This is a genomic window from Sphingomonas endophytica (assembly GCF_001476895.1).
GTDB classification, from domain to species: Bacteria; Pseudomonadota; Alphaproteobacteria; order Sphingomonadales; family Sphingomonadaceae; genus Sphingomonas; species Sphingomonas endophytica_A.
Map to the genome: position 1 here is coordinate 86,417 of NZ_LDTB01000010.1, position 21,828 is coordinate 108,244.

At 67.6% G+C, this 21,828-nt stretch carries 16 protein-coding genes; 8 read left to right on the forward strand and 8 right to left on the reverse strand.

Annotated elements, in window-relative coordinates:
- From kdpB to NS334_RS04560, 6 genes are all read right to left on the reverse strand, one after another.
- Entirely contained in the window at window positions 1-2,034 is a 2,034-nt protein-coding gene (gene kdpB / locus NS334_RS04535) for a potassium-transporting ATPase subunit KdpB (RefSeq protein ID WP_058754901.1), read from the reverse strand.
- A gap of 14 nt (window positions 2,035-2,048) precedes the next feature.
- Entirely contained in the window at window positions 2,049-3,752 is a 1,704-nt protein-coding gene (gene kdpA, locus NS334_RS04540; RefSeq protein ID WP_058754792.1) for a potassium-transporting ATPase subunit KdpA, read from the reverse strand.
- A gap of 14 nt (window positions 3,753-3,766) precedes the next feature.
- Window positions 3,767-3,856, reverse strand: coding sequence for a K(+)-transporting ATPase subunit F (kdpF, locus tag NS334_RS04545; protein ID WP_058754793.1), 90 nt, complete (start codon window positions 3,854-3,856; stop codon window positions 3,767-3,769).
- A 107-nt stretch (window positions 3,857-3,963) separates the two neighbouring features.
- Complete coding sequence (locus NS334_RS04550) at window positions 3,964-4,839, reverse strand: TorF family putative porin (protein ID WP_083500249.1); 876 nt, start codon at window positions 4,837-4,839, stop codon at window positions 3,964-3,966.
- Between the two features lie 167 nt (window positions 4,840-5,006).
- Window positions 5,007-6,182 (reverse strand): histidine-type phosphatase, encoded by a 1,176-nt coding sequence (locus NS334_RS04555; RefSeq protein ID WP_193752999.1) that lies wholly within the window; start codon window positions 6,180-6,182, stop codon window positions 5,007-5,009.
- Window positions 6,183-6,286: 104 nt separating this feature from the next.
- A complete protein-coding gene (locus NS334_RS04560) occupies window positions 6,287-9,088 on the reverse strand; it encodes a TonB-dependent receptor (protein WP_058754794.1) in 2,802 nt (933 codons plus the stop codon).
- 360 nt (window positions 9,089-9,448) lie between these two features.
- Between NS334_RS04560 and NS334_RS18100 the strand changes: the two genes are divergently transcribed.
- The 3 genes from NS334_RS18100 (at window position 9,449) to NS334_RS04565 (ending at window position 11,208) form a co-directional block, all read left to right on the forward strand.
- Window positions 9,449-9,595 carry a lmo0937 family membrane protein gene (locus NS334_RS18100; protein ID WP_153002586.1) on the forward strand — a complete coding sequence of 49 codons (147 nt, stop codon included), beginning with the start codon at window positions 9,449-9,451 and terminating at the stop codon, window positions 9,593-9,595.
- A 193-nt stretch (window positions 9,596-9,788) separates the two neighbouring features.
- Entirely contained in the window at window positions 9,789-9,992 is a 204-nt protein-coding gene (locus NS334_RS18535) for a hypothetical protein (protein ID WP_193753000.1), read from the forward strand.
- A 64-nt stretch (window positions 9,993-10,056) separates the two neighbouring features.
- Entirely contained in the window at window positions 10,057-11,208 is a 1,152-nt protein-coding gene (locus tag NS334_RS04565; protein WP_058754795.1) for an acyltransferase family protein, read from the forward strand.
- Here the strand turns inward: NS334_RS04565 and NS334_RS04570 are convergent.
- A complete protein-coding gene (locus NS334_RS04570) occupies window positions 11,106-12,428 on the reverse strand; it encodes an MFS transporter (RefSeq protein WP_083500251.1) in 1,323 nt (440 codons plus the stop codon). The two genes, NS334_RS04565 and NS334_RS04570, sit on opposite strands and share 103 nt — an antisense overlap.
- Window positions 12,400-15,414 (reverse strand): TonB-dependent receptor, encoded by a 3,015-nt coding sequence (locus NS334_RS04575; RefSeq protein ID WP_241491806.1) that lies wholly within the window; start codon window positions 15,412-15,414, stop codon window positions 12,400-12,402. Before NS334_RS04575 ends, NS334_RS04570 begins: the two co-directional genes overlap by 29 nt.
- 370 nt (window positions 15,415-15,784) lie before the next feature.
- Here NS334_RS04575 and NS334_RS04580 point away from each other — a divergent pair, with 370 nt between their 5' ends.
- Genes NS334_RS04580 through NS334_RS04600 form a run of 5 tightly spaced genes read left to right on the forward strand, consistent with a single transcriptional unit; the run spans window position 15,785 to window position 21,818 of the window.
- Window positions 15,785-17,191 (forward strand): 3-keto-disaccharide hydrolase, encoded by a 1,407-nt coding sequence (locus NS334_RS04580; RefSeq protein WP_083500252.1) that lies wholly within the window; start codon window positions 15,785-15,787, stop codon window positions 17,189-17,191.
- 13 nt (window positions 17,192-17,204) lie between these two features.
- Window positions 17,205-18,518, forward strand: coding sequence for a Gfo/Idh/MocA family protein (locus tag NS334_RS04585; RefSeq protein WP_058754798.1), 1,314 nt, complete (start codon window positions 17,205-17,207; stop codon window positions 18,516-18,518).
- Between the two features lie 17 nt (window positions 18,519-18,535).
- Window positions 18,536-19,387 (forward strand): FAD:protein FMN transferase, encoded by an 852-nt coding sequence (locus NS334_RS04590; RefSeq protein WP_058754799.1) that lies wholly within the window; start codon window positions 18,536-18,538, stop codon window positions 19,385-19,387.
- Window positions 19,384-20,646, forward strand: a complete 1,263-nt coding sequence (locus NS334_RS04595) for a Gfo/Idh/MocA family protein (RefSeq protein ID WP_058754800.1) — start codon at window positions 19,384-19,386, stop codon at window positions 20,644-20,646. The genes NS334_RS04590 and NS334_RS04595 overlap by 4 nt, the downstream gene beginning before the upstream one ends.
- A gap of 14 nt (window positions 20,647-20,660) precedes the next feature.
- The gene (locus tag NS334_RS04600; RefSeq protein WP_058754801.1) at window positions 20,661-21,818 is read left to right on the forward strand and encodes a Gfo/Idh/MocA family protein; all 1,158 of its coding nucleotides are present in this window, start codon (window positions 20,661-20,663) and stop codon (window positions 21,816-21,818) included.
- The last annotated feature ends 10 nt before the right edge of the window (window positions 21,819-21,828 follow it).

Sequence of the window (21,828 nt, forward strand, 5' to 3'; positions counted from 1 at the left end):
TTATGCGAGGCCGAGGCCGCCGACCACCAGGTCGATGAGCTTGATACCGACGAACGGCGCGACGAGGCCGCCGAGCCCGTAGATGGCGAGGTTGCGGGCCAGCAGCGGGCCCGCGGCCATGGGGCGATAGGCGACCCCCTTCAGCGCCAGGGGCACGAGCAGCGGAATGATGAGCGCGTTGAAGATGATCGCGCTCAGGATCGCCGATTGCGGCGTCGCCAGTCCCATGACGTTGAGGATGCCGAGCCCGGGATAGAGCGCGACGAACATCGCCGGGATGATCGCGAAATATTTCGCCACGTCGTTGGCGACGGAGAAGGTCGTCAGCGCGCCGCGCGTCATCAGCAATTGCTTGCCCAGCCCGACTACCTCGATCAGCTTGGTCGGGTCGCTGTCCAGGTCGACCATGTTGCCCGCCTCGCGCGCCGCCTGCGTGCCGGTGTTCATCGCCACGCCGACATCGGCCTGGGCCAGCGCGGGCGCGTCGTTGGTGCCGTCACCGCACATCGCGACCAGCTTGCCACCGATCTGTTCCTTGCGGATCAGCGCCAGCTTGTCCTCGGGCGTCGCCTGCGCCAGGAAGTCGTCGACCCCGGCCTCGGCGGCGATGGCGGCGGCGGTCAGCGGGTTGTCGCCGGTGATCATCACCGTGCGGATCCCCATCGTGCGCAACGCGCCGAAGCGTTCGCGGATGTTGGCCTTTACCACGTCCTTCAGGAAGATCGCGCCGAGCAGCCGGCCGTCCTTCGCCACCGCCAGCGGCGTGCCGCCCGCGCGCGCGATCTCGTCGGTGATGCGGCGCAGCTCGGTCGCGGCGGCGGTCGATCCCGCCCCCTCGTTGGCGCGCAGGATCGAATCGACCGCGCCCTTCTGGATCAGCGTCGCTCCGAAACGCAGCCCGGACACGCGGGTCTGCGCGGTGAACGGGATGACCTCGGCCCCGTCCGGCATCGCCCGGCGCAGGTCGAACCTGTCGCGGGCCAGCACGACGATCGAACGGCCCTCCGGCGTCTCGTCGGCAAGGCTCGCCAGCAGCGCCGCTTCCGCCAGCTCGGCGTCGCCGGCGCCCCCGACCGCGCGGAACTCGCTCGCCTGCCGGTCGCCGATCGTGATCGTGCCGGTCTTGTCGAGCAGCAGCACGTCGACGTCGCCCGCCGCCTCCACCGCGCGGCCCGACTTGGCCAGCACGTTGAAGCGGACCAGCCGGTCCATGCCCGCGATCCCGATCGCGGACAGCAGCGCGGCGATCGTCGTCGGGATCAGCGTGATCAGCAGCGCGGCGAGGATCACAATTGGGATGCCGCCGCCGGCATAGGCCGCGAACCCCGGAATGGTGCCGACCGCGATCAGGAAGATGATCGTCAGCCCGACCAGCAGGATGGTCAGCGCCACCTCGTTCGGCGTCTTCTGCCGCTCCGCGCCCTCCACCAGCGCGATCATCCGGTCGAGGAAGCCCTTGCCGGGCTCGACCGTCACCTTCACGCGGATCTCGTCGGAGATGACGCGGGTGCCGGCGGTGACGGCGGAACGGTCGCCGCCCGCCTCGCGGATCACCGGCGCGCTCTCGCCGGTGATCGCGGCCTCGTTGACGCTGGCGACGCCCGCGACGACATCGCCGTCCGACGGGATCAGGTCGCCGGTCTCGACCAGCACGAGGTCGCCGACGCGCAGCTGGCTGGCGGGCACCTCGTCGAACTGGCGGCCGTCGCCCTTCAGCCGCTTGGCGACCAGTTCGGCCTTGGTCGCGCGCAGGCTCGCCGCCTGCGCCTTGCCGCGCCCTTCGGCCAGCGCCTCGGCGAAGGTGCCGAACAGCACCGTCAGCCAGAGCCACAGCGCCAGCTGCGCCTTGAACGCGATGCCCAGATCGTCCTGCCCGACGACGAGCAGGACCGTCACCAGCATCGCCACGACGGCGGTGACGAACATGACGGGGTTGCGGATCAGCTCCCCGGGATGGAGCTTCAGGAACGACTCCCTGATCGCGGGCACGACGAGGTCGGCCGTGAACAGGCTCTTGGATCGGGATTGTGCCATCATGGGCCCCCAGGTCAGAACAGCTGGCCGCGGATCATCGCGAGATGATCGGCGATCGGACCGAGCGCGAGGCTCGGCAGGAAGGTCAGGCCGCCGAGGATCAGGATGATCCCGACCAGCAGGCCGACCCAGAGCGCGCCGGTCGTCGGGAACGACCCCGCGCTTTCGGGCGTGTACGTCTTGGCCGCCAGGCTTCCGGCGATCGCCAGCATCGGCACGATGACGAAGAAACGGCCGAACCACATCGCCACACCGAGCAGCCCGTTATAATAAGGCGTATTCGCTGAGAGCCCCGCAAAAGCGGACCCGTTGTTCCCGACCGCGCTAGTGAAGGCATACAGGATTTCGGAGAATCCGTGCGGTCCCTTGTTCAGCGGCCCCGCCAGTCCCGGCGGCACGACCGACGACAGCGCGCTGAAACCCAGGATGACCAGCGGCAGCACCGCGATCGCCAGCACCGCCAGCTTCACCTCGCGCGCCTCGATCTTTTTGCCCACATATTCGGGGGTTCGCCCGACCATCAGCCCGGCGACGAACACCGCCAGGATCGCGAACAGCAGGAAGCCGTAGATGCCGGCGCCCACGCCGCCGATCACCACCTCGCCCAATTGCATGTTGAACAGCGGGATCATGCCGCCCAGCGGCGTGAAGCTGTCGAGCATCCCGTTGACCGCCCCGCACGACGCGGCGGTGGTCACGACCGAGAACAGCGCGCTGGCGGCGACGCCGAAGCGCACCTCCTTGCCCTCCATGTTGCCGCCCGCGACGCCGATCTGGTGCAGGATCGGATTGCCTGCCGCTTCCTGCGCATAGGTGACCGCGACGCCGGCCAGGAACAGGATCACCATCGCCGACAGGATCGCCCAGCCCTGCCGCGTGTTGCCGACCGCCTTGCCGAACGTCCACGTCAGGCCGAAGCCGATCAGGAAAATCGACAGCATTTGAACGAGGTTGGTCAGCGCGGTCGGATTCTCGAACGGGTGCGCGCTGTTGGCGTTGAAGAAGCCTCCACCGTTGGTGCCCAGCATCTTGATCGCCTCCTGGCTGGCGACCGGCCCCAGCAGGATCGACTGGCGCGCGCCTTCCAGCGTCGAGACGTCGACCACGCCGGCCATCGTCTGCGGAACGCCGCTCGCGATCAGGAACAGCGTGTAGGCGATGCAGATCGGCAGCAGCAGATACAGCGTGATCCGCGTCATATCGGCCCAGAAATTGCCGATCGTCGCCGCGCTGCGCCGCGCGAAGCCCCGGAACAGCGCGAAGGCGAGCGCGATGCCCGTCGCCGCCGACAGGAAGTTGTGGATCGTCAGCCCCAGCATCTGGCTGAGGTTCGACATGGTGCTCTCGCCGCCATAGCTCTGCCAGTTGGTGTTGCTCGTGAAGCTGACCGCGGTGTTGAAGGCGAGGTCGGGGGACAGCCTCGCCAGCCCCTGCGGATTGCCCGGCAGCACACCCTGCAGGCGCAGGATCGCATAGGTCAGCATCAGCAGCGCGACGTTGAACGACAGCATGTGCACCGCGTAGCGGCGCCAGCCCTGCTCGGCCGCCGGATCGATACCGGACAATCTGTAGAAGCCGCGCTCGACGGGGCCGAACACGACGTGCAGCGGCGTCCTCCGCCCCTCGTATAGCGCGTGCAGCCACAGCCCGACCGGCCTGGTCAGCGCCAGGAGGATGCCGACGAACAGGAGGATCAGGAACCAGCCCTGAAATGTCATCGCTTGCGCTCCCTTCAGAAGCGTTCGGGGCGGATCAGCGCCGCCACCAGATAGATGAGAAGCCCCAGCGCGGTCAGCGCGGCGAGCCACAGGTCGAACGTCATCGCCGATCCTCCCTCACGCGCGGTCGCACAGACGGGCATAGGCCAGCGTCAGCGCGAAAAGGCCGAGGACGATCGCGATCCAGAGCAGGTCTGCCACCCTTCCCTCCTCAGAATGCCGCGGTGAGCGCGACGAGGACGGTGCTGCCGGCGATGGTGCCGGTGCCGTCCTGGCCCTTGCTGAAGCTGGGACGGAGATACGCCGCGTCGCGGTCCGAAATGTCGGTATCGACGTAGCTGATGCCCAAAGTCAGGTTCCGCCACGTCGTATCGGCGCCGAGCGACCAGTCCCAATAGCGTCCGGTCGGCGACAGCGCAGTGGCGTTCGGCCCCAGCCCGTTCTGGCCCCGGCTATGCCCGACATGCGCCCTCGCCGTGATCGGCGTGCCGGTGATGGCGAGCGCACCGTCACCCCAGATATAGAGGTTGTCCCCCTTCGCGCCCGGCGCCGTATAGACGCCGGCGACGGCATCGGCTCCGGTGCGATACCAGCGCCCGAGCGCCTGCTGACGCGGCGCATAGGCGACACCGGCGGTCAGCGTCGCGGGCCCGGCCGTCCCGCTGAGCTTCGCATAGGGTTCGGCGAAGTCGGTACGATCGGCGCCGCCCGGATACATATACCAGGTCAGCCCGACATCGAGCGTTCCGCCCGCGACCGGCATCCTGTAACCGCCGATCAGGTCGAGTTCCATGTTCGCGCCGCCGAACGTGCCCCAGCCGGCCAGGTTCGATCCCCATAGTCCCGCGTACAGACCGCTGTCGTGGGCGATCGTCACGCCGCCCTGCACCGCCATGTGCCGGTCGGACTGGGACACGCCGCGAAAGCGATAGTCGGAGGCAATGGTCGCGGAACCACTCACCGTGACCACGGGCGGCGCTGTCGGCTCGTCGGCGGGTCGCGCCTCGTCCACCACCGTCGACTGCGCCTGCGCAGCCATCGGAAACGTCAGCAGCGCCACGATGGCGACCGCTCTTGCACACCTCATCTTCGCATCCCTCGCGCGGCGCGGTGCCGCGTGGCAGCGCCTTCAGGGATGCGCGATTAGGCGCGCCGGACGTAGCAATTCGAGATCGAAACCGGGAAAGTGCATAGTGCTGGCGTATAGATTCCATCGTCCCGCCGCGCTCGTCGGCGCGCAGCGAACCGCGTTCCTCAGCTGGCCGGGGCGAGCCGCCCGGCCAGCAAGTGCGTGAAGCGCGTGATCGGGCAAAGGCGCGCGCAGCCCGGCACCGTCATCGCGGTCGTCGTGACCTTGCCGCCCAGCCGCCCCAGCTCGGCGGGCGTCTGGGTCCGGTAGGACAGCCGCACGAACCGCGCGCCGCGCGCGTCGCGCAGCACCTCCATCACCAGCGCCCCTGCCGGCGCGGTGTCGTTCTTCGCATAGCCCGGCGACACCAGGTCGACACCCAGCGCCGCCGACAGCGCCGTGACGTTGGTGTCGTGCCCCACCAGCAGGTCGAGCGCCACGCGATCCGATGCGGTCAGCGCCGCGATGACGCGCCGCCCGAGCGGACCGGCCTGATGCGCCGCCATATAGGGCGAGCGCGTGAAGACGTCGAACAGCGCGGCATGCAACCGTCCCACCCGCTCCAGCACCTTCGGGGTCGCGCGGCCCCAGCCCGGGCGCGACATGCCCTCCGCCGCCTCCAGCAACAGCACCTGCGCGATCCCCGACGTGCGGCGGATCGGGCCGGTCAGCTCGATACCGAGCCCGTCGTCGCTGGCGCGCAACCCGGCGGGTTCTCCGGGGCTGCACGTCGGCCGTACGCACGCCAATATCCGGTCGAGCAACCGCAACTCCGGTGCATGGCGCGTCACCAGCCGGTCCATGCCGCCGGTGAAGCGCGCGATCGAGGCGATCGCGTCGGCGGCGCGGAAGTCGGTGGTATGCGCGCGCAACGCCTCGAACAGCGGATCGACCTCGCCCGCCGCGCGATGCCCGACCGCGATGCCGCAACCGGGCGCGAAGCCGGCGACGAAGCCTTCGCCGCTGTCGATCGTCCGCTGGCTGACGTTGGTCCATATTCGCACGCTGCCGCTCAGCGGACAGCCCTGTGCCGGCATCACGCCGAGCGCCGCCAGCCACGCGCGGTCGGCGCGTCCGCGAATCGCCATCGCGCGCGCGCCGTGCGGCGTGATCTGCTCCGCCGCGACCGGCCAGCGCGGCCACGGCGCGGCGGTCAGCGTACCGGCGGGCACCTCCCCGTCGATCGGCGCACGCACGCCGTGGCGCATCACCATCACCACCCGTTCGACGGTCGGCCCGGCGTTCGCGACGCCGGGCGTGAACACCAGCGCCAGTGCGAGCAGGAAGCGCGGCAGCGTCATTCGTCTCTCCAATTTTTGTCGTTCTGGGGCGCGCCGCACAGCGGTCCGGGCTTCGCGATCCGGGCCGGATCGCTCCGCGACGCTCCCCGCGATGACGTCGGGCCTTACCGCGTCATGGTCAGGCTGAGCTGGAACACGCGGCCGGTCTTCATGAAGCCGCCGTTGCGATCGGGCGCGATATAGCGGTCCGACGACCCCACGGTAGTCCAGTACGCCGCCTGATTCAGCAGGTTGCGCGCCGATGCCCCGACCTCCAGATGGTCGGTGATCGCGACCGCCACGCCGAAGTTCAGCTCCTTCAGCGGCTGGACATAGATGTCGGGCTGGCTGTCCTGCACCGTCGCCAGCACACTGCCGGTGTAATTGTACCACAGGTTCGCGCGCATAGGCCCGGCGGCATAGAACAGCTCGGCGTTGTAGATCAGGTTCGGGGCCTGCGGCAGCCGCGAGGTGCGGATGTCGTTGGCCGCGATCTGATACGTCGCCTCGGTCTTCTGCCAGGTGATGTTGCCGCCCACGCCGACCCCGCTGAGCAGCGGCGACGCCACCATGTCGCCCAGCGTGAAGCGCCCCGATGCCTCGATGCCGGTCGCCTTGCCGCCGCGCCCGTTGGCGGGGCGGATGCGGACGATGCCATCGACCGTCTCGCCGATGGAACGCGTGCCGGTCGGCACCAGGATGTTCGACAGGTCCTTGTGATAGACCGCGACCTGCGCATAGCGCCCGGTGCCGCCGTAATATTCGACGCCCAGGTCATAACTCCACGCCTCGACCGGCTTCAGGTCGGGATTGGGCTCGGTGATCGACAGGATCGCGTTGCTGGCGGCGTCGCGCGAGATCACGGTCGGTCCCGCCAGCTGGTTGAACGCGGGACGCGCGTAGCTGGAGCGTACCGCGCCGCGCACCACCAACCGGGAATTCGGCCGCCACGCCGCCAGCAGGCTGGGATCGACATGGTCGTAACGGCGCCCGGCGTTGACGAACCGCGCATTGGTGCCGTCGACCTGCCAGAAGCGCGCGTCGTAGCTGTTGTCCTCGTAACGTATACCCGGCACCAGCTCGATCGTCCCCATGGCCAGCGTCGCGGTCGCATAGGCCGCCTTGCGCTGCTCGCTGCCCTCCAGCAGCCCCTGGTTGATCGTCGCCTGCGACACCGTAACCGACGGCACCAGCAACCGCGCCTGACTGTCGAGCTGCGCGCGTGACAGCACCTTGATCGGGCGGACCGGATAGTAATCGAGGAAGTCCTTCAGGACGTAGCCCAGATATTCGTTGATCGACGGCCCTGTCATCGTGCCCGCCTGAAGCGCGGTGCGGAAGCGGTAGCGTGTGGCGTCGGGCGTCAGCGTGCGTCCGGTGCGATCCGAATCCTCGTACAGGCCGCCGATCTCGACGCGGCGCAGCCACCCGTCGCCGTCATGCCCGATGCTGGCGCGCAGCGTCTTCTTCTTTTCCGACAGATAGTCGTAGCCCTGCTGGACATAGAGCTGCGTCGGGCGATCGAGGGACGCGACATAATTCTGCGCACCCTGCGAAATCACCGGGCGCGGCGACACCGGATTCGACAGATCGACGCTCCACGCCTCGGTCGCCAGGCCGGTCTGCGCGGCATTGCCATAGGAAATGCCGCGGAACGCCGCCTCGATCCGGCTCGGCTGGTCGAACCGGCCGTCCGCATACGCGCCCTCCAGCGCGGCGGTGAAGCCGTTCCAATGCGCCTTGCCGCCGACCTGCGCCGAGAACAATTCCTGCTCGACGTCCTCGGTACGGAAATAGCTGGCCGGATTGACACCGATCGGCGTGTAGACGCCGGCGGCGTTATAGGCCGTGGTGCGCCCGCCATTGTGCACCTGCGACGGATTGGGGTTGACCTGACCGTTGTTCAGCTCGTTGCGCAGACCGGTCTGATTCATCGTGTTGGTGTTCAGATAGGTCGCGTAGTTGACGCGGGCATACAGGTCGATCGGATCGGTGCGCATGTCCAGCGACCCGCTGGCGCCGTAGCGCTTGATCTTGTTGTTGTAGAAATTCCACTGCACGCCGTCCGCCGACAGCGCGTCACCGTTGGCGCGCGCGGTGCCGACGTTGACGCGCGTCGTCTTGTAATCGTTCTGCACGGCGGTCGATTCCGCGGCGTTCGCGCGCTCCTCGTAATACCCCGCGATATAGACGCCGAACTGGCGATCCGCACCGAACCGGCGCGCGGCGTCGATCCCCATCGCACCGCCCCACGCTTCCTGGCCGCGATCGAGCGCGAGGCCCGCCCCCTGTGCCAGCACGCGACCGCGCGTGAAGTTGGTGCTGAAATCGAACGCGGTCGGGGTACGCAGATCGATGATCCCGGCGATCGCATCGGCATCGCGCGACGCCCCCGGGGTCTTGTCGGCCACCAGCCCGCCGATCGCGAACGGCGAGAACAGGTTCAACGAGATCGCCCGGCCGCCGCCCGACGTCTGCGGCAACCGCACGCCATCCAGCGTGTAGGCGTTGAATCCGGTATCGAACCCGCGAATCGTGGCGAACTGCGTCTCACCGGTCGCGCTCTGGTTGCGACCCTGGTCGCGCGCGACCGATATGCCGGGCAGGCGACGCGCCAGGTCGGTGACGTTGGTCTGCGAATTGATCGCGACATCGCCCGTGGTCACGATATCGACCACGCCCGGCGCCTCGCGCTCCTGCGCCAGCGCGCTGCGGTCACGGCGCCCGTTGACGACGATATCCCCGGTCAGCACCTCGCTGGTCGTCTGCCCCGCGATATCGGCGGCGGTCGCATCGGCATCGGGCGCCTGCTCCTGCGCGACGGCAGGCGCGGCGAGCGCGAGCACCGAACCAGCCAGCAGCCGCTGGACGATGGACGAACGGAACCGACGCCGCCGGACGCCCGGCAGCGGATGATGCGAGTACATGGTCTTCCCCGGAACTATGATTATGAGCGGCCTGCGCCGCACCGGCCCGATAGAACCAATTTAAGGCGTTTTCATTACATGTAACTGATGCAGGTAAAATGTGTGGGGTGCTTCGCCGGGATCGAGGGGCGGGCCGCGAGCTTCCTGAATATCGCCCTCGGCGCGATGCAGATCGGCCATCACCGACGAGAATTGCGACGATCACGACAACCTCGTCGGGCAGCGACGCATCCCTCACAAGCTGCCGCGCCTCAGGTCGGCGGCAACCCAGGTCAGGGCATTTGTAACGGAACGTTTCCACCCACCCGGGATTTTTTTGGCTGATGGTCTGCGAGGGGCGGACCCAGTGAGGAAGCCGCCATGCTCTGGACAATCGCCGTCATTCTGCTCGTGCTCTGGCTGCTCGGCTTCTCGCTCCACGTGGCGGGCGGCCTGATCCACATCCTGCTGGTGATCGCGGTCATCGTCGGTCTCGTGCAATTGTTCACCGGGCGTCGGTCGGTCTGACGTCTCCGGGCAAATCGGGGGCGCGGGGCGAGGATAAAGACAATCACCCGGGGTCCGCCCGCCGATCGTGCGCCGTGGGGCTCGAGGTGCCCCCTCTCATCCGCGCGGACCGGTCGTTGATGTGCGTCAGAACGATTGTTCGCCACGATCCGGCCGGCAAAGGCGTTGATCCGGCGTGACTGGGAGAACGTCGATGTCGTTGAACCGAAGCGCTGCCGAGGCCCGGGCCCGAAGCCTTTATGCAGAAAAGGATCGGGAGAGAACGATCGCCGCGACGTTGCCGCCGGGCGACGAGCAGGATCTGCATGTCATGCGCGCCGAACGCCTCTGCGACGAGGCGTGGTCGATCGAGGAGCAATTCGACCTCGACCCGGAACCCAGCGGCCTGTGGCACTGACGCGGTCGCGGACTCACGGATCGGCATCAACGCAATCGCAAGTTTGTGCGCGCATGACAGCGACATGGCACGCACGCTGGCGGGGACGATCGGGCAGACCGCGAACGACTTTCACCTCCTGCGCACCGCCGCCGCGCTGGCGGTGATCGTGTCGCACGCCTTCCCGCTTGGTGCCGGGAATGCCGATGCCGAGCCCTTCTATCGCAGCGGATGGACGCCGGGCGGCTGCGCGGTCATCGTGTTCTTCGCCATGTCGGGCTTCCTGATCGCGGGGAGCTTCGAGCGGCGCCCCGACTTCGTGCACTTCGCGGCGTCGCGCGCGCGCCGCATCCTGCCTGCGCATCTGCTCGCGCTGCTGATCGTCACCGTCGGCTTCGGCACGACCGTCACCACGCTTGCTCCGGCCGAATATTGGAGCGATCCCGCCACGTGGGATTTCCTTGCGCGGAATGCGGTGCTCGATACCTCGGCAAAGACGCTGCCCGGCGTATTCGTCGCCAATCCGCATGTGGCGACGGTCAACGGCTCCTTGTGGTCCCTGCCGCAGGAGGTGCTGTGTTACACCTTCCTGTATGCGGCCGGTCGCGCCGGATGGCTGCGGCGCGATCGTTGCGCATGGTTCGTTCTCGCCGCGATGGCGGCGCTGGTGCTGCTGCGCGTCACCGGGACGGGCGGGCGGTTGCCGCATGTCGCGCCGAGCTTCCTCGCCGGGATCGCCTTCTACACGTATCGCGAGCGGGTGCCGGCGCGTTTGACGTTCTTCGCCGCCTTGCTGGGCGTTGCCTGGCTCGCGCGCGACCTGCCGCTGCATGGAGAGATCACGCGGGTGGTCATCGCTTACGGAGCGCTGACCGTGGCCACCGGATCCACGCGGCCGGGGCGATGGATCGCCGGCACGGGCGATTACAGCTACGGTCTGTATCTTTATGGATGGCCGGTCACGCAGACGATCGTCGCCACGCTGCCGGGGATCGGGGTCGGGCCCTTGATCGTGCTGGCGGTACCGATCACCGCCGTGTTCGCGATGGCGTCATGGCACGGCATCGAGCGGCCGGTGCTGCGTGGGAACGGGACGCGGCCGAACGATATCGCCGGCGCGACCGCATCCTGCGCTCAGCCGGTGGTCGCCGATGTCTCCAGCCGCGGAACGAGCAGGTGGACCAGCAGCAGCGCGACCAGATACGCGCTTCCTGCCCAGAGGAATACCGGCACATAGCTGCCGACCGTCTCCAGCACCTGTCCGACATAGCGCGCCATGATCATGCCGCCGACCGCGCCCGCCGCGCCGCCGATCCCCATGACCGAGGCGATCGAGGTGCGCGGGAACGTATCCGAGACCATCGTGTAGAGGTTCGACGACCAGCCCTGGTGTGCCGCGGCGGCCAGGCCGATGATCGCGACCGCGGCCGACAGGCTCGACACGCTGCTGGCGAACACGATCGGCGTCACCAGCACCGCCGAGGCGAGCAGCGCCAGCTTGCGACCGGCATTGACGCTGAAGCCGCGCTTGATGAGCGCCGAGGACAGCCAGCCACCGCCGATGCTGCCCACATCGGCGAGCAGATAGACCGCGATCAACGGCGGACCGAAGGTCTTCAGGTCCAGGCCGTGGCGCTTGGCGAAGAAGTCCGGCAGCCAGAAGAGGAAGAGGTACCACACGGGGTCGGTTAGGAACTTGGCGACGACGAACGCCCAGGTGGCACGTCGGCGGAACAACTGCGTCCAGGCGATCGGTGCGGCGCCCGCGTCATTGTCCTGATCGGCGGTGATATACGCCAGTTCCTGCGGGCTCACGCGCGGATGGCTGGCCGGCGCGCGATAGAAGGCGAGCCACGCGGCCAGCCACACGAAGCCGAGCAGGCCGGTAATCAGGAAGGCGGCTCGCCAGCCGTAATTCAGCGCGATCATCGGCACGACGATCGGCGTCGCGATCGCGCCGACGTTCGCTCCGGCATTCAGGATGCCCGCCGCCAGCGCGCGTTCCTTCTTCGGAAACCACTCGGCCACCGACTTGATCGCGGCGGGGAAGTTCGCCGCCTCTCCCAGACCCAGCGCGAACCGCGCCATCGCGAAGCCGCCCGGGCTACGCACCAGCGCGTGGACCATCGCCGCCAGGCTCCACACGGTGATCGCGGCGGCATAGCCGAGCTTCGACCCGACGCGGTCGATGATCGGGCCGCACGCCAGCAATCCGATCGCGTAAGCGGCCTGAAACCAGAAGACGATCATCCCGTAATCGACTTCCGACCAGCCCAGATCGGCCTGTAGCGTCGGCTTCAGGATGCCGATCACCTGCCGGTCGATATAGTTGATCGTCGTCGCGAAGAACAGCAATGCGCAGATCACCCAGCGGACGTTGCCGCCGGGTCGCGCGCGCGCCGCCGGATCGGTCGAAGCGGCGCTCACGTCAGAACTGGAAGTTGACGGCGAGCGCATAGGTGCGTCCGAAATAGGCGGTGTAGAGCGGATCCCGCCGCACGGTATCGACCGTCAGCCGATTGGTTTCGTTGGTGATGTTCGTGACCTCCGCGATCAGCTTGATGTTGTGGGTCAGCGCATAGGAGGCCGAGGCGTCGACGAAGATCGAACTGGCGTTCGACGTCGAGTCCGCATCGACCGATCCGCTCGGCACCGCGGTCAGGAACGACCCGCGATAATTGACGGTCGAGCGGATGCTGAACTTGTCGTCCTCGTAGTAGAGCGTCCCGCTGGCGGTTTCGGGCGACAGGCCGACCAGGGGCGCGGTGCGCGAGAGAGTGGGCGAGATGATGTAGTTGATGTCGGAACGCACGCGCGTGAAATTGGCGAGCGCACCGAAATTGCTGAGCGCGCCCGGCAGGAAGCGGAACGGCAGCTGCAGGTTGACCTCGAACCCGCGCAACGGGCCACCCGGGGTATTGTTGCTGCGCTGGACCGTGAACAGATCGTTCGGGCTCAATTGCGTGCCGGTCAGCAGGCTGAGCGGCAGGCCGATGTCCTGGAATGCGACCTGCCGGCTGGTCGTCTGAATGTACGTCTCGATATTCTTGTAGAAGTACGCGACCGAGATCAGCGAGCCCGGCGCGAAATACCATTCCAGTGCGGCGTCGAAGGTGTTGGCGCGGATCGGATCGAGGAACGGATTGCTGAACGACGCGGTCTGGATCACCAGGTTGGCGGATCCGGCCGGGATCAACTGGCCGTAGGACGGGCGCGACATCACCCGTGCGGCGGAGGCGCGGGCGATCAGGTCGGGCGTGATGTCGAGCGCAAGGTTCATCGACGGCAGCCAGTCCTCATAGGAACGTCCGACCTCCGAGATGACGAAGCGCGACGAATAGGTCGATCCCGCCGGCGCCGCGGTCGTGATCGGGCCATAGGTATCGAGACGTGTATGGACGTAGCGGACACCGGCATCGCCGCGCAGCGCGAACGGCAGCGTGTTCTCGGTGTTGAACTTCACCATCAGATAGCCGGACGAATATTTCTCGCTGACCCCGCCATAGGTGCCGCGCGCGCATTCGATGCTGCAATAGGCATAGGAATCGAGCCCGACCGCCGAGCGGAACCGGCCGGGATCGATCGTCACGAAATCCTGCAACTGGCCGCCCAGATTGCTGCCGACGCCCTTGGTGACGGTCGTGAAGCTGGCCAGCGACACGCCGGTCGGCAGTGCCAGCGGGGTGGTGGTGCCCAATTGCCGCTCGCGCGCGACATATTCGTTGGTGCGATACTGGCCGCCCGCCTGCAATGTGAAGCCGGGGGCGGCTTCCCATTCGCCATTCAACTCGGCGGTCTTGCTGGTAATGGTGTTGCGGCGGATGAAGTTCGACAATTGCCCGCGCTGGTCGGCGGTGGCCAGCGGCGGACCGTATTGGAACAGCGCGGGATTGGTGGTGTCGATCCCGTAGCCGATCTTCGGGATATCGGGATTGTCGCGGAAATCGATCGACCAGTTGCGCGTGTCGTTCGAGTCGATCGCGACCTGCAATCGGTTTACATCGAGTGTCGAGCGGTTGATGCCCACGAGCCCGTACAGCCGCACCGTGTCCGAGAAGCGATGATCGATGTTGAGGTTGGCCTGCTTGAATTCGGACGTGAACCGCTCGTCCTGCATTTCGGAACGCAGGTCGACGCCGTCGAACAGCCCGTGGATGAGCGATCCGTTGTCGTCGACCTCGATCTCGCGCACCGACGTCAGCGGCTGCCCGTTGTTCGAGATCGCGCGCCCGAACGAGCGCGCGTCGAACATCGTATCGAGCCGATTGACCTTGAAACGCGAATATAGCCCGTCGAGCGAAATGTCGGTCCGGTCGTCCGGCTTCCACTGCAAGGTCAGCGACCCGGCCAGCCGCTGCTGGTCCTGGCTGCTCTTCACCGGACGCGGCAGGCGCGGGAGATAGACGCCGCCGCCCGGACGGCCGTTCACCCCGGTGCGGCTCATGATATAGTCATAAGCCGACGCGGTGCCGGTACGCGGGTTGTTGGTGCTGCAATTGTTGGCGTCGGCGCCGATCGGGGTGCCGTTGGGCTGGCGATAGCCGGGCACCGGACTGTTCACCGCCACACCGCGATACGTGTAGCCGACGGGCGTGCAAAACGGGAAGATGACGCCCGCGTTCGCGGTTCCGGACGGCTGTGCCAGACCATATACCGTCGTCGGGATTACATCGACCGCCGAATAGGCATATTCGTCGATATGGCGACGCGAATAGGCAATGCTGCCCAGGATGCCGAACGTGTCGCCGAACTTCTTCGACACCAGCGCCGACAGGCGCGGATCGACCTGTTTGCGGATGTCGTTGTAGATGCCGCGCGCGGTGCCGGAGAAGACGAAATCCTTGTCGCTCTTCTGGTCGAACGGGCGCGGCGCGCGCAGGTCGACGGTCGCGCCCAGCGAGCCTTCCTCGACATCGGCCGATAGCGTCTTGCGCACCGACAGCGCCGAGAAGATCTCGGTCGGGAACGTCACGAAATCGAACGATCGACCGGTCGCGACGCCGCCGCGAATGTCGGTGCCGCTGACCTGCGACACGCCCTCCATGCCGTTGATGCGCACGCGCGTGAACTGCGCGCCCAGCCCGCGGACCGAAATGTTGCGCCCCTCGCCGCCGTCACCGCGCGACAGCGCCACGCCGGGGATCCGCTGCATCGATTCGGCGAGGTTCGAATCCGGGAACTTGCCGATATCTTCCGCGACGATGCTGTCGACCGCCGCCGTTTCATTGCGCTTCTGGTTCAGCGCACTGGTCAGCGCGGCGCGAAAGCCGGTGACGACGATATCGTCCGCTGCGTCAGGGTCGGCGACGGTGGCGGCGGCCGATGGCGCCTGCGCGGGGGTGTCGGGCGCGCGCGTCTGCGCCTCCAGGGGCAGCGCCGCGGCGAGGCTCGCCAAGCTGATCGAGACGTAGAGTTGATGCGTGCAGCGGCGCTTGTCGGTCAACATTCCTCTCCCTGACGACCGCCGCGCCGTGTGATCCCCTCGCCTGTTGACGATCGGGAGATGCGCGTTTCGGCCTTGTGGTCAGGTAGCATTGTCAGTCCATCGTGGCAACGGCGGCACGCGCCGGCAAACGGTCCCTCGCAAAATGGCGTGTCATCGAGTCGCAATCTCACCCTCCGCCGTCCGCCACTTCTTTCCATTTACCAGACGCGCTTTTCGTGATGATCGCCGTGGCGCTGGCCGAACCGCGACCCGCCAAGAAATGTCTGACATCTCTATTGCAACTGGTCCGGCCGCGACTTAGGCTCCGACCCCGGAGAGGTGCAGAAGCACTGACATAAAAACGACAGTAATCGGGGCGAGGCGCTTGATGGCGAAGCGAAATCTGGCGGTATGGGCATTGGCGGCGGCCGTGCCGGTCGCGATCGGCGCGTCACCCGCGCCGCAGGTCAGCGCGCGACAGATTCCCTGGCGTGACGTGACGCCGCGCGACGGGCTCGCCGGGTGGCACAAGGTCGGCGGGAACGCGACCTATGAGGTGGTCGATGGCGAACTGGTCGGGCGCGCGGAACCGGGCAAGGCGAACAGCTGGCTGGTGTCGGATGCGCAGGTCGGCGACTTCATCATCGAATTCGACGCGAAGACCGATCCCGTGCTCAATTCCGGCGTGATGATCCGCGGTCAGAGCCGGCCCGATTATCGCAACGGCGTCGTCTTCGGCTATCAGGCGGAGATCGATCCGAGCAAGCGGGCGTGGAGCGGCGGCCTGTACGACGAGCAGCGGCGGCAGTGGCTCTACACGCTCGGCCGCAACGAGGCCGCGCGGCGCGCCTTCCGCTCGGGCGACTGGAATCACTATCGCGTCGAGGCGATCGGCAACCGGCTTCGCACCTGGATCAACGGCGTACCGGCGGCCGATATCGTCGACGACATGGACGCGCGCGGCTTCATCGCCTTTCAGGTCCATGCGATCCCCGACGCCGACGCCGCGCGTCACCCCGAGGCGCGGTTCCGCAGCGTACGTATCATCACCGACCGCCCGGCGCGCTTCGCCATGCCCGCGACCGGCATCGCGCAGCAGGGTTGGCTATCGAACCGGCTGTCGGATGCCGAACGGCGGGCGGGCTGGAAGCTGCTGTGGGACGGCCGCACCAACGCCGGCTGGACCAGCGCGAAGGGAACGCGCTTCCCCGCGAAGGGCTGGACGATGGCCGATGGCCTGCTGACGGTCGAAGGATCCGATGGCGCAGAATCCGCCAACGGCGGCGATATCGTCACGACCCGCGATTACCGGGACTTCGAACTGTCGGTCGATTTCCGGCTGACCGAGGGCGCGAACAGCGGGATCAAATATTTCGTCGATCCGGCGCTGTCGAAGGGTGCTGGTTCCGCGATCGGGCTGGAGTATCAGCTTCTCGACGACGCGCGCCATCCCGATGCGAAGCGCGGGCGCGACGGCAACCGGACGCTCGGTTCGCTGTACGACCTGATCGCGGCGCGCAACCTGTCCGATCCCGAAAGCCCGGGCAAGCGCATCAACCCGCCCGGCGAATGGAACCGCGCGGTGATCGTCTCGCGCGGCCGCCATGTCCAACACTGGCTCAACGGCTTCAAGGTGGTCGAGTACGAACGCGGGTCGCCGGCGTTCCGGGCGCTGGTCGCGCAGAGCAAATATGCGCGATTCCCCAACTTCGGGGAGCGGGAGCGTGGGCCGATCCTGCTTCAGGATCATGGCAACCACGTCGATTTCCGCTCGATCAAGATCCGTGAATTCTAAGGGGGAGGCATCGATGATCGACCGTCGCACGATGATGACCGGCGCGGGCGCGGCGCTGGGCGTCGCGATCAGCGCGCGCAGCTATGCGCAGATCAAGGGCGCCAACGACCGGCTGCGCGTCGCGGTGGTCGGGGTGAATGGTCGCGGACAGGCGCATCTGAGTGCGTTCGCCAAACAGCCGAACGTCGCGATCACGCACATGGTCGATGTCGATTCGGACGTGCTCGCCAAGCGCGCGGGCGAGTTCGCGGCGCGGGGCCATCCGGCGGTGAAGATCGAGCGCGACTACCGCCGCCTGCTCGACGGCAAGGCGGTCGATATCGTGACGGTCGCGACGCCCGATCACTGGCATGCCAAGCTGGCGATCGACGCGATGGACGCCGGGCGGCATTGCTATCTCGAAAAGCCGATCGGCATCGCACCGGCCGAGGGCGAGGCGCTGATCGCCGCGCAGCGGCGCACCCGACGGCAGTTGCAGGTCGGCAATCAACAACGATCGAGCCCCGAGACGCAACAGCTCGCGGCGCTGATCCGCGCCGGCGAACTCGGCGACGTGTACGAGGCGCAGGCCTGGTATGCCAACAACCGCAAGTCGATCGGCAATGGTACCGAGATCGCGCCCCCGCCCAACCTCGACTGGGATTTGTGGCAGGGCCCGCGCCCACGCGGCCCGTATCGCTCCAACCTGGTCCACTATAACTGGCACTGGTTCTGGAAGTACGGCACCGGGGAGATCTGCAACAACGCGATGCACGAACTCGATGTCGCGCGCTGGCTGATGGGGCTGACCTATCCCAGGACGGTGTCCGCACGCGGCGCGCGCCATTTCTACAAGGGCGACGATTGGGAGATGTACGATTCGCTCGCGCTCGACCTGATCTATGACGATGATCGCGCGATCCGCTGGAACGGGCAGAGCTGCAACGGGCAGCTGACCTACGGGCGCGGACGCGGGGTGTTGTTGCTCGGCACGAAGGGATCGGCGGTGGTCGACCGCAACGGGTTCGAGCTGTACGATCTCGCGGGCAAGCCGGTCCGGCAGGTCAAGGCGGCGGCGACATCGGAGACGACCGGCACCGTCGGTGAGGGCGTGCTGGACGTCTATCACGCGCGCAACTTCGTCGACGTGATCCGTGGACAGGCGTCGGCGCTGGCCTCCCCGATCGCGGAGGGGCATATCAGCACGACGCTCTGCCATCTGGGCAACATGGCCTATCGCACCGGCAGCGTGCTGACCGTCGATCCGGCGACCGGCAAGCCCGCCAGCGCGGAGGCGATGAAGCTCTGGTCGGTCGCCTATCAGCCCGGCTGGGAGGTTCGCGCCTGACCCGATCGGCTGCCCTGATGCGCGATGCGGCGCCGGTGCGGGAAGCGAGCGGGATCGAACGCTTCCTGGCGATGGGCACACGGGTCGAACTGCACCGCTTCGGCCCCGGCGATGCCGACGCGCTGGCGCGGGCGCGGCGCGCGATCGAGGCGGTCGACGATGCACTGACGATCCACCGTCCCTCACCCGCGACGGCGCTGAACGAGGTGCTGCGAAATGGCGGGACGGCGCGGATCAACGATCCCCTTCTGCTCGACGCACTGTTGCGGATCGCGGCGGGACGCGCGATGACCGACGGGCTGTTCGATCCCGCCGCGCAGGTCGGCCGGGCCGATGCCGGCTGGCAGGCGCTGCACATCGACGCACGCGCCGCGACGGTGGCGAGCGACCGGCCGGTCGCGCTCGACTTCGGCGGGTTCGGCAAGGGCTATGCGCTGGACCGTGCGGCGGCGGCGTTGCGAGACGCCGGCGTGACCTGTGCGCTGCTGTCGGCGGGCGAAAGCTCGATATCGGTCGTGGGCGAACATCCGCTGGGCGGCGCGTGGTCGTTCGCGATACCCGATCCGCGTTCGGCGGATCGCACGCTGGCGGAGGTCGATCTGGTCGACGAGGCGCTGTCGGTATCCTCGACGCTGGGCGCGGGCGCGCTGGCGCCGGGCCGGGCGGCGACGGTGCGCCCCATGGACGGCGTTGCGATCCGCGCGCCGCGGACGGCCGTGGCCGTGGACCGCCGCGGCGCCGTGGCGGAAATGCTCAGCACCGCGCTCATCATCGCGGATGACCGGCAGGCGCGGTGCCTGCAGGCGAACGGGCGGCGCATGATATTCGAACTGGCGCATGACGCTTGCGACGGGATGGTGACGGAATGACGGACAAGACCTTCGACCTGTCGCGGCGCGCGTTTCTCGACCGGGCGTTGCTGGCCACCGCCGGCAGCGTGATGGCCGGCGCCACGCCGTGGGTGGCGCTGGCGGCGGGCGCGCAGACCGCCGGGGCGGGCCGGGTGCGGCTGGGCGTGATCGGCACCGGCGATCGCGGCCGGGCGCTGATCCAGAACATCGCCAAGACCCGCAACTGCACCGTGGCCGCGATCTGCGACAGCTATGCGCCCAACCTCGGCAAGGCACGGCAATGGGTGCCGGCGGGCACGCCGGAATTCGCCGATCACCGCGCGATGCTGGATGCGCGCGGGCTGGATGCGGTGGTGATCGCGACGCCGCTCGACATGCATGCCCGCCACACGCTGGACGCGTTCGACGCCGGACTGCACGTGTGGTGCGAGAAGGCGATGGCGCGCACGATCGCGGATTGCGGGGCGATGGTGACGGCGTCGCAGGAGCGCGGCAAGATCTTGCAGATCGGGCACCAGCGGATGTTCCACCCGACCTATCTGAACGCCCTCAGGCGCGTGAAGGCGGGCGAGATCGGCACCATCACGCAGATCCGCGCCAGCTGGCACCGCAACAACAGCTGGCGGCGCAAGGTGCCCGCCGACAGCACCGATCGCCGCATCAACTGGCGACTGTATCGCGAAAGCTCGGCCGGGTTGATGACGGAACTGGCCACGCACCAGTTGCAGGTCGGCAACTGGTTCCTCGACGCTGTGCCGACGCGCGTCATGGGCTCGGGCAGCATCTGTTACTGGAAGGACGGTCGCGAGGTCTACGACCATGTCGCGCTGATCTACGAATATGCCGGCGGGCGGAAGCTGATCTATACCTCGCTGCTGAACAATGCCCGTTATGGCTGCGAGGAGCAGATCCAGGGCAGCAAGGGGACGATCGAACCCGAACTGGGGCGCATCTATCAGGAGGTGCCGCCCCGCGCGCTGGCGCTGGAGCGGATGCAGGCCGACGTGCAGCGGGGGCACAAGCGCACGATCCCGATCGGCGGCGCGACATGGTTCCCCGAACTGCCCGTGACCACGCCCGGCGAATCGCTCGGCTGGGGCGAATATGACGAGACGATGCTGCAGTTCGAGGGGTTTGGCGAGGCGGTGCGGACCGGAAAGCCGCTGCCCGGACTGCTGCGACAGGCCTATCAAGCCAGCGTCGCCTCGCTGCTGGGCGAACAGGCGATGGATGGCGGACAGGCACTGGCCTGGCCGACGTCGCTGGTGACGATCTGAAAGGGAAGCGAGCCGTGACCGACACCGACCGTCGTGCGATTCTTGGTCTGGGACTGACCGCCGGGCTGGCGGGCCTCGCCGGCGAAGCGCTCGCGCAATCCGCGACGCGCGGCGACGCGCCGACCGAAAGCGCGGTCGCCAAGCCGGCGCCGGACGCCAGGTATCGCGTCCCGTTCGCGGTGATCGGGATGGACCACAACCACATCTACGGCATCACCGACGCGATGATCCGTGGCGGCGGGGTGCTGACCAGCTTCTATTCGGCCGACGCGAGACAGGTCGCCACCTTCCGGAAGCGGTATCCGGCGGCGAAACTGGCGCGAAGCGAGGACGAGATCCTCGACGATCGCGCCATCAAGCTGGTGTGCAGCGCCGCGATCCCCAGCCTGCGCGCGCCGCTGGGCATCCGCGTGATGCGGGCGGGCAAGGATTATCTCAGCGACAAGGCGGCGGTCACGACCCTGCAGCAACTGGCCGACGTGCGGCGCGCGATCAGGGAGACCGGGCGCAAGTACGGGATCATGTATTCCGAACGGCTGGAGGTGCCCGCGGCGGTGATGGCCGGGCAATTGGTGCACGACGGCGCGATCGGGCGCGTGATCCAGACGATCAACCTCGCCCCGCATCGCCTGTCCGCCCCCAACCGCCCCGACTGGTTCTGGGATCCGGCGCGCAACGGCGGCATCCTGACCGATGTCGGCAGCCATCAGGCCGATCAGTTCCTCTACCTGACCGGCAGCAAGCGCGCGCAGGTCATGGCGGCGCAGACCGGCAATTTCGCCCATCCCGACCACCCGACGTTCGAGGATTTCGGCGACATGATGCTGCACGGCGACGGCGGCACGGGCTATGTCCGCGTCGACTGGTTCACGCCCGACGGCCTGCCGACCTGGGGTGACGGGCGGCTCTTCATCCTCGGCACCGAGGGGTATATCGAGCTGCGCAAGTACGTCGATATCGCCGGGCGGCCGGGCGGCAACCACCTGTTCGTCGCCGATCGCAAGGGCACGCGCTATCTCGACTGCTCCAAGGTGCCGTTGCCGTTCGGGCCGCAGTTCATCGCCGACATCGTCGAGCGGACCTCGGTCGCACAGGATCAGGACGGCGCCCTGCTGGCCGCCGAACTGGTGCTGACCGCCGAGGAGAAGGCGACGCGCGCCACCGCGCGCTGACGTCGCCCTC

Bases quoted from the DNA above. Each gene is read 5' to 3' on its own strand.
- kdpB (WP_058754901.1), bottom strand. From the start codon at position 2,034: ATGGCACAATCCCGATCCAAGAGCCTGTTCACGGCCGACCTCGTCGTG.
- kdpA (WP_058754792.1), bottom strand. From the start codon at position 3,752: ATGACATTTCAGGGCTGGTTCCTGATCCTCCTGTTCGTCGGCATCCTC.
- kdpF (WP_058754793.1), bottom strand. From the start codon at position 3,856: ATGACGTTCGACCTGTGGCTCGCCGCGCTGACCGCGCTGGGGCTTCTC.
- NS334_RS04550 (WP_083500249.1), bottom strand. From the start codon at position 4,839: ATGAGGTGTGCAAGAGCGGTCGCCATCGTGGCGCTGCTGACGTTTCCG.
- NS334_RS04555 (WP_193752999.1), bottom strand. From the start codon at position 6,182: ATGACGCTGCCGCGCTTCCTGCTCGCACTGGCGCTGGTGTTCACGCCC.
- NS334_RS04560 (WP_058754794.1), bottom strand. From the start codon at position 9,088: ATGTACTCGCATCATCCGCTGCCGGGCGTCCGGCGGCGTCGGTTCCGT.
- NS334_RS18100 (WP_153002586.1), top strand. From the start codon at position 9,449: ATGCTCTGGACAATCGCCGTCATTCTGCTCGTGCTCTGGCTGCTCGGC.
- NS334_RS18535 (WP_193753000.1), top strand. From the start codon at position 9,789: ATGTCGTTGAACCGAAGCGCTGCCGAGGCCCGGGCCCGAAGCCTTTAT.
- NS334_RS04565 (WP_058754795.1), top strand. From the start codon at position 10,057: ATGGCACGCACGCTGGCGGGGACGATCGGGCAGACCGCGAACGACTTT.
- NS334_RS04570 (WP_083500251.1), bottom strand. From the start codon at position 12,428: ATGCGCTCGCCGTCAACTTCCAGTTCTGACGTGAGCGCCGCTTCGACC.
- NS334_RS04580 (WP_083500252.1), top strand. From the start codon at position 15,785: ATGGCGAAGCGAAATCTGGCGGTATGGGCATTGGCGGCGGCCGTGCCG.
- NS334_RS04585 (WP_058754798.1), top strand. From the start codon at position 17,205: ATGATCGACCGTCGCACGATGATGACCGGCGCGGGCGCGGCGCTGGGC.
- NS334_RS04590 (WP_058754799.1), top strand. From the start codon at position 18,536: ATGCGCGATGCGGCGCCGGTGCGGGAAGCGAGCGGGATCGAACGCTTC.
- NS334_RS04595 (WP_058754800.1), top strand. From the start codon at position 19,384: ATGACGGACAAGACCTTCGACCTGTCGCGGCGCGCGTTTCTCGACCGG.